At 43.1% G+C, this 12,999-nt stretch carries 12 protein-coding genes; 7 read left to right on the top strand and 5 right to left on the bottom strand.

Annotated features, from left to right (window positions below; genetic code table 11):
* Positions 1 to 222: 222 nt before the first annotated feature.
* Positions 223 to 669, bottom strand: a complete 447-nt coding sequence (locus PR808_RS02950) for a GNAT family N-acetyltransferase (protein ID WP_206083889.1) — start codon at positions 667 to 669, stop codon at positions 223 to 225.
* 313 nt (positions 670 to 982) lie between these two features.
* Between PR808_RS02950 and cbpA the strand changes: the two genes are divergently transcribed.
* Together cbpA and PR808_RS02940 are read left to right on the top strand one after the other, a co-directional pair.
* Entirely contained in the window at positions 983 to 1,924 is a 942-nt protein-coding gene (cbpA, locus tag PR808_RS02945) for a curved DNA-binding protein (protein WP_206084379.1), read from the top strand.
* Complete coding sequence (locus PR808_RS02940; protein ID WP_206083890.1) at positions 1,924 to 2,220, top strand: chaperone modulator CbpM; 297 nt, start codon at positions 1,924 to 1,926, stop codon at positions 2,218 to 2,220. Before cbpA ends, PR808_RS02940 begins: the two co-directional genes overlap by 1 nt.
* A gap of 134 nt (positions 2,221 to 2,354) precedes the next feature.
* On the opposite strand, the gene PR808_RS02935 is transcribed toward PR808_RS02940, so the two are convergent.
* Positions 2,355 to 2,972 (bottom strand): bifunctional 4-hydroxy-2-oxoglutarate aldolase/2-dehydro-3-deoxy-phosphogluconate aldolase, encoded by a 618-nt coding sequence (locus tag PR808_RS02935; protein WP_272538665.1) that lies wholly within the window; start codon positions 2,970 to 2,972, stop codon positions 2,355 to 2,357.
* A gap of 12 nt (positions 2,973 to 2,984) precedes the next feature.
* Positions 2,985 to 3,929, bottom strand: a complete 945-nt coding sequence (locus tag PR808_RS02930) for a sugar kinase (RefSeq protein WP_206083892.1) — start codon at positions 3,927 to 3,929, stop codon at positions 2,985 to 2,987.
* A 229-nt stretch (positions 3,930 to 4,158) separates the two neighbouring features.
* Here PR808_RS02930 and kdgR point away from each other — a divergent pair, with 229 nt between their 5' ends.
* Complete coding sequence (gene kdgR / locus PR808_RS02925; RefSeq protein WP_272538664.1) at positions 4,159 to 4,938, top strand: DNA-binding transcriptional regulator KdgR; 780 nt, start codon at positions 4,159 to 4,161, stop codon at positions 4,936 to 4,938.
* A gap of 20 nt (positions 4,939 to 4,958) precedes the next feature.
* Here kdgR and PR808_RS02920 read toward each other — a convergent pair whose 3' ends face one another.
* Complete coding sequence (locus PR808_RS02920) at positions 4,959 to 5,879, bottom strand: chitinase (RefSeq protein ID WP_272538663.1); 921 nt, start codon at positions 5,877 to 5,879, stop codon at positions 4,959 to 4,961.
* 458 nt (positions 5,880 to 6,337) lie between these two features.
* Between PR808_RS02920 and PR808_RS02915 the strand changes: the two genes are divergently transcribed.
* Positions 6,338 to 6,697, top strand: coding sequence for a hypothetical protein (locus PR808_RS02915; protein ID WP_206083895.1), 360 nt, complete (start codon positions 6,338 to 6,340; stop codon positions 6,695 to 6,697).
* 60 nt (positions 6,698 to 6,757) lie between these two features.
* Here PR808_RS02915 and PR808_RS02910 read toward each other — a convergent pair whose 3' ends face one another.
* Positions 6,758 to 8,800: a choline transporter gene (locus PR808_RS02910; RefSeq protein WP_272538662.1), complete on the bottom strand. Its 2,043-nt coding sequence runs from the start codon at positions 8,798 to 8,800 to the stop codon at positions 6,758 to 6,760.
* A 209-nt stretch (positions 8,801 to 9,009) separates the two neighbouring features.
* On the opposite strand from PR808_RS02910, the gene betI reads away from it, so the two are divergent.
* The 3 genes from betI to betA are packed head-to-tail and all read left to right on the top strand — an operon-like array spanning position 9,010 to position 12,828.
* Positions 9,010 to 9,612 (top strand): transcriptional regulator BetI, encoded by a 603-nt coding sequence (gene betI, locus PR808_RS02905; protein WP_206083897.1) that lies wholly within the window; start codon positions 9,010 to 9,012, stop codon positions 9,610 to 9,612.
* 21 nt (positions 9,613 to 9,633) lie between these two features.
* Positions 9,634 to 11,112, top strand: coding sequence for a betaine-aldehyde dehydrogenase (betB, locus tag PR808_RS02900; RefSeq protein ID WP_272538661.1), 1,479 nt, complete (start codon positions 9,634 to 9,636; stop codon positions 11,110 to 11,112).
* A 39-nt stretch (positions 11,113 to 11,151) separates the two neighbouring features.
* Complete coding sequence (gene betA, locus PR808_RS02895) at positions 11,152 to 12,828, top strand: choline dehydrogenase (RefSeq protein WP_206083899.1); 1,677 nt, start codon at positions 11,152 to 11,154, stop codon at positions 12,826 to 12,828.
* The last annotated feature ends 171 nt before the right edge of the window (positions 12,829 to 12,999 follow it).

Genomic DNA, 12,999 nt, shown 5'->3' with positions numbered 1-12,999 from the left:
CTGGAGCAGGGGAATAATAAGATTGAAATGGTTTCCCTCGCTGATTTCTAAACATGAGTGCCTTTCTCGAAGTATCTTTTCTAGTCTTCTACCCACAATCCGAATTATTTAGAGCATCGCAACGGAGTTGAAAGAATTTTTTGAGCTTATTATGTGTGAATTGGTTAGGGCATCATTGTTGAATTAAAAAGTATTTTCTTGAATTTATTGTGAGTGAGTGCCTCAATCCCTATCGGCGGATTTGGCTAAATAGGTCTCCGCGGTGGTGTGCCAAGCTCTTGGTGATTGGGTGAAGCCCAATTTCAGATATTCGGTGAGATTGCTGTCGGTGGAGAAAAATAAAATTTGGCAGTCGGGGGGAAGTTCTTCGGCGGCAATGCGCATTAATTGACGGTCGATGCCGTGTTTTTGATAATGTGCGTCAATGGCAAGTTCGCAGATATAACAGCAAGAACTAAAATCCGTGACTGCACGGACAAACCCCACCACTTGCTCATCGTCCCATGCACTAATCAATAAATCCGCGTTATTCAGCATTGCATCTAATTGAGTTAGATTATCGGTTGAAACCGTTTCTCTAAACGGTGACTGAAGAATTAACCGAATAAAATCTTCAACTGATATGGCGAAATTCATTTTATAGCTCAGGCGGCTGGTAATAGCATCCATAGGGTTTCCTTTGCAATCAATTAGCTCTTTTATAGGTTTAGCCTGAAATGGTGAAAATTTCCTGTTTTTAGGGGGATTTATCAATAATTTCTGTGTTTATGGAATGGTAGTTCGCGTGAAATCAACAATATCGTTATCTATTGAATGGACTGATTAATTAATATATTTAATTTTTAGCCTCATTCGGCTATTCCAATTATTGCTTAAATATCTTAAGTTAAATTCAATGCTGCCATTATATTTTCAAAATACACGCGGCAAGGTAAAGCACCATAAGAATTCTATTCAACAAATAAATGAACGAGATATGACTATGGAACTAAAGGATTATTACAGCATCATGGGTGTAAATCGCACTGATGATTTGAAGACCATTAAAACCGCATATCGCCGCTTAGCGCGCAAATATCACCCTGATGTTAGCAAAGAGCCCGATGCGGAAGCGCGTTTTAAAGAAATCGCCGAAGCGTGGGCAGTACTAAGTGATAAAGAAAAGCGTGCAGAATACGATGAGATGTGGGAACACCGAAATGACCCTTATTTTAACCAAGGGGCTCAAGGCCAGCAAAGTCATTCATACTCCCAGCAAGGTTTTGATTCAGGGAATTTCGATGATATTTTCTCATCGATGTTTTCTCAACGTGCACGTAGTGGTAGCACAAGGCAGCCTCGTAGCCACCGCGGCCAAGACCTCGAAGTGGAATTGGCTATTTTCCTCGAAGAGAGCCAAGAATCACACAAACGCACCATAAGCTACAATTTACCAGTTTATAATGCCTACGGTTTTATCGACAATGAAATCCCCAAAACATTAAATGTGACAATCCCTGCGGGGGTTATCGATGGGCAACGCATTCGCTTAAAAGGGCAAGGTACCGCAGGGGAAAATGGCGGTGAAAACGGGGACTTATGGATTACCATCCGCATTGCACCACATCCATTATTTGATATTAAAGGGCATGATTTGGAAATTGTGGCGCCTTTAGCACCTTGGGAAGCGGCGCTAGGCACCAAAATCACTATTCCGACGCTCAAAGACCCTATCGTTATTACAGTTCCTGCAAATAGCCAAGTAGGCCAAAAATTACGAATTAAAGGAAAAGGACTGGTACACAAGGGGCATGCTGGTGATTTATACGTGATTATAAAAGTGGTGATGCCAGAGAGCAGTGATGCACAATCCAACGCACTGTGGCAGAAGTTGGCGGAGGCACAACAGAGTTTTGACCCGCGTAAGAATTGGGGAGGAAAATAATGGAACAGTTAACAACACTAACCGTTATTGATTTCTGTATTCATACAGGTATCGCTGAAGATGAATTACAGGAAATTGTCGGGCTGGGGATAATCCAACCGATTGAAACAACTCATGAATGGTTATTTGACGACCAAGCCGTGATTATTGTGAGAAGGGCGGTGCGTCTTTACCATGAGCTAGAGATTGATTGGCCAGGGATTGCAATGGCCATGAGCTTGATGGATCAAAATGATAGACTGCGGCGTGAAAATGAGATGCTGCGGTTACAGCTCAAACGTTTTATTGATGAATAATACCAATAATTAATCAAGTCACAGCTGTTGGGATTAGTAAGTATTGAGCAAAAAATGCAGGCTAATTTCTCATAAAAAAGCCCTTATCATGGGAATAAGGGCATAATGACGACAACGAGATTTTTTATTGTTAATTAAATGGCTGCCGCTTGGGCAATTAATTTACCGAGCGCTTGCCAGTCTTCTTTGTCAATTAAGTCATTTGGCACCATCCACGAGCCACCGCAGACTAACACCGATGGTAACGCGGTGTATTCCTTAATGTTTTTCACACCGATACCGCCCGTTGGCATAAATTTCACTGGGTAAACAGCGCTCAGGGCTTTTAGCATGGCAACGCCGCCAGAGGCTTCCGCGGGGAAGAATTTTAAGGTGGTCAGGTTAAACTCAAGGGCCTGTTCGACGAGGCTTGGGTTATTCACTCCAGGAATAATAATCACTTTCTTTTGTTGGCAATAAGCGACGATTTTGGGGTTAAAACCTGGGCTAACAATGAAGTCCACGCCTGCATCAATAGCTTGGTCAACTTGTTCAGTGGTTAACACGGTGCCAGCAGCAATCAGCAATTCAGGGTAGGCGGCACGCATATTTTTAATGGCTTGCACGGCGGCAGGGGTACGAAAAGTCACTTCCGCACACGGCAGGCCGTTTTCCACCAAGGCTTTAGCAAGTGGTGCGCCATGTTCTGCATGATTAATGGTGATCACGGGAACAACGTTCAGTTTTTTAATTCTTTCAATCAGTTGATTCATGGCTAAAGCCCCTTAACATTTTCCTAAATCGGTGGTTGGCATGGCCTCGGCAGGAATAATTGCTCCCCGGTGTTGGATAACAGTTCCTGCCAGTAAGTGGCCAGTTTTTGCCGCGTCGCACGGTGTGCCGCCCAAAATGCGGCAGGCAAGATAACCTGCACTGAACGAATCCCCTGCGGCGGTGGTATCAATAACGTGACTGACTTTATTTGCTGGCACTTCATAGCGCTCATTATCAATGATCACGTAGCAGGCCTCCGCACCACGTTTGATCACAATCTCATTCACGCCATACAGTTGCGTACGCGAAATGGCTTCGATTTCGTGGCAATCCCCATACAGAAGTTGCTCGTCATCAAAGGTCAGAAACGCGATGTCGGTTAATTTTAATATTTGTTGGTAAGCCTGTTGTGCGGCTTCTTTTGATGGCCAAAGAGCAGGGCGATAGTTATTATCAAACACAATTTTCGCACCGTGCTGTTTAGCTTGTTGCAGTATTTCCATTAAAAGTTGGCGAGCTGAGTCAGGTAAAATCGCTAAGCTGATGCCACTTAAATAAATAAATTGTTGTGAATTAAGAAGTTGCTGTGTGTGTGCTTTGCTGTTTTCATCCAACCAAAATTTGGCGGCTGCGTTATCGCGCCAATAAAAGAAACGGCGTTCGCCATCAGCGGAGGTTTCAATTAGGTACATCCCTGGTAAATGCTTTTGTGAAATTGAGACAGCTTCAGTATTAATACCTTCTTGCTGCCAGCTATCCAGCATTTGTTGGCTGAATGGGTCTTTTCCTAAACCAGTGATATAGCGTGTTGTCACACCCTGTTTTTGAGTTAAGCGAGACAAATACAGCGCAGTGTTTAGCGTGTCCCCACCGAAGGCTTGCTTATACAGCTCCCCCGACTTTTGCAATTCAACCATGCACTCGCCAATGACGGCAACTTGCGGATGTGTACTCATTTTTATCACCTGCGCGATTACGACTGTGTTATCGATTACTGACCTGATGAGGCTATTAAAACGCATTTGGTACAGAAACTCAATGAAAATGAAACGCCGTTTTAAAAATAATGAATCACTGTTCTTGTTTTTATGAGGTTCGACAATTATGCTATGGCGTATCGCGTGGTTTTAATTGGCTTTATGATATTAATTATCGCGGCCAATCTAATAGGATGAAGAAAATAACATGGATAAGACGACTCAGACTGATGCCGTATCTGCAGTGGTGAAAGTATTTAGTATTCTCAGTGCGTTAGGGGAGCAAAAAGAGATTGGTGTTTCTGAGCTATCCCAGCGTTTATTAATGTCAAAGGCCACCACCTTTCGTTTTTTGCAAACCATGAAACAATTGGGCTATGTGGAACAAGAAGGTGAGGCAGATAAGTACTCACTGACATTAAAGCTCTTTGAATTAGGCGCAAAGTCCCTTGAATATGTGGACTTAATTGAAATCGCGGATAAAGAAATGCGCCATATTGGGCAAATAACCCATGAGGCCGTGCATTTAGGGGCATTGGATGAAGATGCCATTATTTACATTCATAAAATTGATTCCAGTTATAACTTGCGCATGTATTCGCGGGTAGGCCGCCGTAACCCACTGTATTGCACAGCAATTGGCAAAATTTTACTGGCTTGGCAAGATGAAGAAGCCATTCGTTTAGCTTTAAAAGATGAGACGTTTACCCAAAAAACGGATACAACCATTTTAAGCATCGAAAATTTGCTGGTGGAATTAGCTGCAGTGCGGGAGTGCCATTATGCGCAGGATAGAGAAGAGCAAGAACTCGGTTTGCGTTGTGTTGCGGTGCCTGTTTATGACCGCTTAGGGCATGTGGTGGCGGGATTATCGATTTCGTTCCCAACCATTCGTTTTGATGAGCAGCAACTTGACCACTATGTACAATTGCTAAAAGCGTCAGGTCGCCGTATTTCAGAAAAAATGGGATATCACCATTATCCATGATATTGATGATATCGGGTTATTTATGAATTCAGTTTTTGGGTAAATAACGCAGTGTATTCAAATTCCTGAGTTTGCTCTGGATTACCTGAACTTGTGGCTTCAGGGTAAGGTTTATTTCCCGGGAAATCGCGAGTTAGGCTCCACATCGAAACAAGGTTTAACCCTATTTTCTTAGCAAACTCGCTTAAGATATCCGCATCATGGAAACTAAACATAGTCAGGTCATCGTTTAAACCAATCATCGGTGTGATTTGAACATAATCATACATTTCTTTATCACCAACGGTTGGGTAGAACGGCTTTAATTGGTTCTTAATGCTGATGGCCGCTTTGATAGCCGCATCGCCGAGACTGCTGATATTCGGGTCATAGTAGTCCATTGCCATGCCATTCACTTTCATGACTAAACCAGCATCCACTGATTTTTTGACTAAATCTAGCCCTGTCCCTGTGAGTCCTGTAGGCAGGGTGGGTAAGGTTAGGCTTAGGGTGATCTCAGGGTTATTTTCGATAATCACTTTTAACGCAGCAAACGCCTTGTCTGCATCATAGAGGCCGTTCTCAAAGTCTAAATCGATATGTGATGCGCCAAGTACATCTATCACCTCTTGGTAGGTTTCAATGAGTTGTTCCAGTGGTTGTACGAGGGAAACATCTTGGTTTGCTGCTCCCCCAAATGAAACGGCAACGTTGACACCAGCTGTAATAAGTTCATCCGTTAACGGTTTTGCCCAGCTAATTGGCATCGTAGGTTGGGCTGACCATGCTGCTTGTTTATCACGAGTTGCGGTTAAAAAACCAAGATAAAGAATATCAACGCCATATTTGATAGCCGCTTGGCTGTATTTCGCATTAGGCCTGCCATTCGGGTAGTTTTGCCAATCGTTCCAAGTTGCATCTACGCTGACATCGATATACGGACCAAAATACGTTTTATTCATTGTCTATCCTTTCGCAGGTTAAGTGATATAAAGTGAAATTTCGCCCTCAATAAGTTAATCAGTCAATTGAGAGGGTAAGGTTACTTTTATAAAAAATAGCGAATGGAACAAGATTAAAAATTGTTAGTAATCTACTAGGTTACAGTCTCAGACAGCAGAATCAGCTCATCGGTCTGTTTTTACTTACCGCCTATTTTCGGCTCGGACGATTTCTAGCAAGATTAAAAAATTGCAGGGACCTAATAGATTGTAATAACAGACTTTAATAAGTGATTGAAGATTAATGCTGCGTAAATTCTATATTCTTAATAAAATTTATATCAATCAATTGATTTTATAGCTAATGTGAATTATCTATTTGAATAATAATATTATTATAAATTAGTATTTAATTATTTTTTATACGGTACTACTGTTGTGCGTATAATGTAAACTTATCGAAACAGTAGGGTATCTTTATGTTTAAAAAGGCTATTTTTATTATCTTTCTTAGTTTCACTTCTTGCGGCTTTGCCAGCGACTTTACCTTTAAAGAGAAATCACCCGTTGATCGCCAGTTTGATAAAGACTACCAAGGGGTTAAAAAATTACAGGCAGAACAGAAGTTTGTCTTTGATCCCAAAAAGAAACTTTCGCCAGAAGAACAAAGTTATCAAGCTTTACTTGAGCAGCGTGACGCCGACGAAAATGCCTTGTTTAGGCATTTCAATGTTTGTGATGTTAACCCAACGGGAGCTGGATGCCCGAGTGCAACGCCATGGATGAACGATCGCCAGCAAATGAAAAAGATGTTGGAACAAGCGGGTCGGTATAATTAATTGTTGAACCATTAATTATTAAATTATTAGGGAGCAATAAGCTCCCTTGTTTATTTGGGGTTATACAGATTCAGGAAATGTGAGAGTTGCCCCAGGAGATTCTCGGCTCAAATGAATGAAATTCATATGTTTTTCATATTGATCGAGAATATCACTAATAACCTGCTCTTTAGTGTAATCCATTAAATCGTTTCCTTGCGAACCTTCCCATAAAAAGGTTTCTAAACGGAAATAATGGGATTTCCCTGAACGGGCACGATAGGTAAAACCAGGAACGGAATAACGTTGTGGCCACACTTGGTAAATAAAGCTTTGCTCTTCACCCAAGTCAACAGTGAGCTCTAGATGGTCTAACCGTTCATCGGAAATGGGGGGAAGAATGCTAAACTCGACCTTCGCTCCCCTTAAACTCAGCTCTTTCGCCACGTCTTGCATCGCAGGGATGCATACTAAATCCAACATTCTTTGCGTATAAGAGGTTCCTGGGAAGTTCATGACACGGCCTAAACGCTGCTTCCAGTTTAATGTGCCGTTGCCATACAGTGGCACGGGCGCATTGGTATTTAAGGAACTGACTCGTCTAAAATCCTCCACTTTTAATGATTTATACAAGCCTGCCATAATAAAGAAAATCACAAAGCTAAAGGGGAGCCCCATAATGACCGTGGTGTTTTGTAACGCAGCAACACCATCGGTCATCAGCATACCTAATGTGAGTAAGCCAATGGCGACTGACCAAAAAATACGTAACCAATTAGGGGCATCATTATTGATGTCACTGAGTTTTGACGTGAAATTCCCCAGTACCAGTGAGCCAGAATCTGCGGAGGTGACGTAGAAAAGCAACCCAGTGATCGTGGCAAGTGAAGCGGTTAGGCCAAATCCAGGATAAAGTTCAAGGAGGGAATAGAACCCTTTTTCAGGGGCTTCTAAGACCGTTTTTGCGAGTTCGCTATTTCCGTGAATAATTTCATACAAAGCACTATTACCAAAAATGGATAGCCATAATAGAGTGAAAACAAACGGAATAATTAAGGTGCCAATCACAAACTGGCGGATTGTTCGCCCCCGTGAAATACGCGCGAGGAATAACCCGACAAATGGAGACCATGCTACCCACCATGCCCAGAAAAACAGGGTCCAGCTATTCATCCAATCCGTTGGGCGGTCAAATGCGAAGCTGTTGAGTGTCATCCCCATAAAGCGGTTAACGTAGTCTCCGACATTTAACACGAGTGCATTGAGTAAGAATTCGGTATCACCAACAAATAATATAAATAAAATCAGCCCTAAAGCGAGTAGGACATTAAGTTCGGACAATACCCGTATGCCTTTATTGACCCCTGATGTGGCGGATATGACGGCCATCACAACGGAAAGGAAAATTAAGCCACTTTGTACGGTTAACCCTTGTGGTAAATCAAATAGGACTTTTAAGCCATAATTTAGCTGGACGACGCCGATCCCCAGGGTGGTGGCAATTCCGAAAATAGTCCCCAAAACGGCGGCGATATCGACAGTATGGCCGATTGGGCCATCAATACGCTTGCCAAATATTGGATAAAGAGCGGAACGGATCGTTAGGGGTAAATTATAGCGGTAACTAAAGTAGCCTAATGCAATTCCCATTAAAGCATACATTGACCAGCCCGTTAGGCCATAGTGGAACAGTGTCCACACCATCGACTGACGAGCTGCTTCTAATGTTTGGCCTTCGCCTGTTGGCGGTAGCATATATTGTGTGACAGGCTCTGCCACGGAGAAAAACATTAAATCAATCCCTATCCCTGCAGCAAATAACATGGCTGACCAACTTAGCATACTAAATTCAGGTTTGGATTGTTCTGGCCCAAGTTTGATATTTCCGAAACGAGATGTTGCGACAAAAATGACGAACACTATGTATAACGTTGCAGCTAACAGGTAATACCAACCAAAGGTTTTTGATACCCAACCAAGGGTAGCGACGATCCATTGGTTTGCTGTTTCGGTCATTAAGATGGTGAAAAAAGAAAACGCGAGTATTAGACCCGCGGAAGTGAAAAAAACCACAGAATTTAATTTGTCTTTCTGCTGATTTTTCGAACTATTGAGAGTTGTCATCGGCAGTTCCACATTTTTATTTATTTAACAGGTGAAAAATTATTATTCTTGCTAATTAATTGAAATTTAAGCAAGTTAACCCTATTTTATCCTATTCCCCCCTGTGAAATTGTGAATTAATTGTGACAAATGGTAGTTAATATTGATTGAACATTCAATTAAAAAAACGTTTAATAAATGGAGACAATGTGTTTTTAGGTTAAGAGCTCATGCCGAAAATAGGTATTCAATCGATACGTAAACAGCAATTAATTCAGGCAACGTTAGCGGTAATTAATGAGGTTGGAATGCAAGAGGCCAGCTTTGTATTAATTGCACGTAAAGCGGGTGTTTCCACGGGAATTATTAGCCATTATTTTCGTGATAAAAACGGTCTACTCGAAGCGACTATGCGACATATTCAATATCAATTGGGCTTTGCCGTTGCGATGCGTTTGAGAATGTTAACGGGTGCAGACGCTAAATCGCGTATTCAAGCCATTGTGGAGGGTAACTTTGACCCAACACAGACGAGCGAGGCGGCAATGAAAACGTGGCTCGCGTTTTGGGCAAGTAGCATGCATCAGCCAAGTTTAAATCGTTTACAGCAGGTCAATGACCGACGTTTATATTCAAATTTAAGTTATGAATTTGGGCGCGTGCTGGCAAAAAATGAGGCGCGAATGGCAGCTAAAGGCCTTGCGGCACTTATTGATGGACTGTGGTTGCGTAGTGCGTTAAGTAACGAAACCTTCCCTGTTTCCGATGCGTTAACAATAACGAATGAGTATATCGAAATGAAACTCGGCGAGGTACACGAAGCTCAAACCTAAAATAATTTTACAGGAGATAGTATGAAGAACCCACCACTACATCAGCTATACATTCATGGTGGTTATATTGATAGCTCGCAACCACAGTGCGACCAATTTCCCGCGATCAACCCTGCCAATGGTGAGGTGATTGCCAATCTCCAATCGGCTAGCCAAGAAGATATTCAGTGGGCAGTGGAAAGTGCCAAACAAGGGCAAAAAGTGTGGGCGGCAATGACGGCAATGGAACGTTCGCGAATTTTACGTCGTGCGGTCGATATTTTACGAGAACGCAATGATGAACTCGCCTACCTTGAAACCCTTGATACAGGAAAGCCACTTTCTGAAACTCGATATGTGGACATTGTGACGGGAGCTGATGTCCTTGAATATTATGCAGGCCTTATTCCAGCGCTTGAAGGACAACAAATTCCATTGCGGGAAAGTTCATTCGCCTATACACGCCGTGAACCTTTGGGGGTCGTCGCTGGGATTGGCGCGTGGAATTACCCGATTCAAATTGCGTTGTGGAAATCAGCCCCTGCACTTGCGGCGGGCAATGCGATGATTTTTAAACCCAGTGAAGTGACGTCGTTAACTGCGCTTAAACTTGCTGAGATTTATACGCAAGCGGGTGTCCCTGCGGGGGTATTTAACGTGGTAACGGGTAAGGGAGGGGAAGTCGGGCAGTGGCTCACGGAACACCCAGAAATTGCAAAAGTGTCATTCACGGGCGGGATAGCGACAGGGAAAAAAGTGATGGCCAACGCTTCTGCCTCTTCCTTAAAAGAGGTCACCATGGAGTTGGGTGGCAAATCCCCGTTAATTATCTTTGATGATGCAGACTTAGATAAAGCAGCGGATATTGCCATGATGGCCAACTTTTACAGCTCAGGTCAAGTTTGCACCAATGGAACCCGCGTGTTTATCCCTGAATTCCTCAAAACGCAATTTGAAGCGAAAATTGTAGAGCGGGTTGCACGAATTAAGATTGGTTCACCGATTGTAGAAGAAACCAATTTTGGGCCATTAGTTAGCTTTCCTCATATGGAAAATGTATTACGTTACATTGAATTAGGTAAGCAACAAGGGGCACGGTTATTGTGTGGCGGTGAGCGTCTTGTTGAAGGGGATTTTGCTAAGGGGGCCTATGTGGCACCGACTGTCTTTACGGATTGCCGTGATGAAATGCAAATTACACAAGAAGAGATCTTTGGCCCAGTGATGAGTATTTTAAGTTACCAAACTGAAGATGAAGTTATTGCGCGTGCAAATCATTCCGTCTATGGGCTAGCCGCGGGCATTGTCACGCAGGACTTAACACGTGCTCATCGTGTTATCCATCAGTTAGAAGCAGGTATTTGTTGGGTCAATACATGGGGGGAATCCCCAGCAGAAATGCCAGTGGGGGGCTATAAGCACTCAGGTGTTGGTCGCGAAAATGGCATCATAACGCTGCAAAACTACACACAAATCAAATCCATTCAAATTGAACTTGGGGAGTTTTCATCCGTTTTCTAATCACATCATTTTAATTTGACTGAAACAGAGGAGATAACAATGGTCTATGACTATATTATTATCGGTGCTGGTTCAGCCGGTAACGTTCTTGCTACACGCCTGACAGAAGATCCTGAAGTTACTGTGCTGCTCCTAGAAGCAGGAGGGCCAGATTATCGGCTCGACTTTCGCACACAAATGCCAGCCGCATTGGCGTATCCGTTGCAAGGGCGTCGTTACAACTGGGCGTACGAAACTGACCCAGAACCTCATATGAATCATCGTCGTATGGAATGTGGCCGCGGAAAGGGGCTTGGTGGCTCTTCGTTAATTAATGGCATGTGCTATATCCGTGGAAATGCGATGGATTTTGATGGGTGGGCCCAAGCACCAGGCCTTGAAGATTGGCGCTATCTTGATTGCTTACCCTATTTTCGTAAAGCAGAAAGCCGCGATATTGGGCCAAATGATTATCACGGCGGAGATGGCCCTGTGAGTGTCGCAACACCAAAAACGGGTAATAATGTGCTGTTTAAAGCGATGGTGGAGGCTGGCGTACAAGCGGGTTATCCAAGAACTGACGATTTAAATGGTTACCAACAGGAAGGTTTTGGCCCAATGGATCGCACTGTTACACCACAAGGGCGACGTGCGAGTACAGGCCGTGGTTATTTAGACCAAGCTAAAGGGCGAAAAAACCTGACAATCGTGACGCATGCAACAACAGATATCATTGAGTTTGAAGGGAAAAAGGCGATAGGGGCCAAATATTACCAAGGTGACAGCACGACGGCAATAACGGTAAAAGCGCAAAAGGAAGTGCTTTTATGTGCAGGTGCAATAGCTTCCCCGCAAATTTTGCAGCGCTCAGGCGTTGGCCCCGAAGAGGTATTAGATGAATTTAATATTGAAAAAGTGCATGTATTAGAAGGTGTTGGGCAAAACTTGCAAGATCACCTTGAGATGTATTTGCAATATGAATGCAAACAGCCTGTCTCTTTATACCCCGCATTAAAATGGTATAACCAACCGATGATTGGTGCACAGTGGTTATTTAAAGGCACAGGGATTGGCGCGAGTAATCAATTCGAAGCTGGGGGTTTTATACGCACCAGCGATAAATTTGCATGGCCGAATATTCAGTTCCATTTTTTGCCTGTAGCAATAAATTATAACGGCAGTAATGCGGTAAATTTACATGGTTTTCAAGCTCATGTGGGTTCAATGCGCTCACCAAGTCGCGGCCGAGTCCGTTTAGCCTCATTAGACCCGCGTCAACACCCAAGCATTTTATTTAATTACATGTCATCAAAGCAGGATTGGGAAGAGTTCCGCGCAGCAATACGTATCACGCGAGAAATCATGGCGCAGCCAGCACTTGACCCTTATCGGGGAGAGGAAATTAGCCCTGGTAAGCACATTCAAACGGATGAAGAACTCGACGCATTCGTTCGGGAACGAGCCGAAACGGCATTTCATCCCTGCGGAACCTGTAAAATGGGCAATGATGATATGGCAGTGGTGGATGGTTCAGGGCGTGTACATGGGCTTAGTGGCTTACGAGTAGTCGATGCGTCGATTATGCCGCTCATTATTACGGGAAATTTGAATGCAACGACCATTATGATTGCCGAAAAAATTGCAGATAAAATTCGTCATCGCTCTCCATTAGCAGCAAGTGATGCAGAATATTATGTAGCGGATGGCGCTCCTGTTCGGAGGGAGCCTCAGAAATAACGCATTATATTAAGCTACTAGCGGTCATTTAATTCCCTTAAGCGACGATACGTTGAGTATTGTCGCTTTTTTTACGTTTGAATAAAGATTTTATTAATAAACAACCTAATGATAATAATAATGCAAATGATATTCATTATTATCTTGATCATTATTATCATTGGTGTATAT

The organism is Providencia sp. PROV197 (assembly GCF_028479625.1).
Taxonomy (GTDB): Bacteria; Pseudomonadota; Gammaproteobacteria; order Enterobacterales; family Enterobacteriaceae; genus Providencia; species Providencia vermicola.
This window is presented reverse-complemented; position numbering and strand designations above follow the sequence as displayed.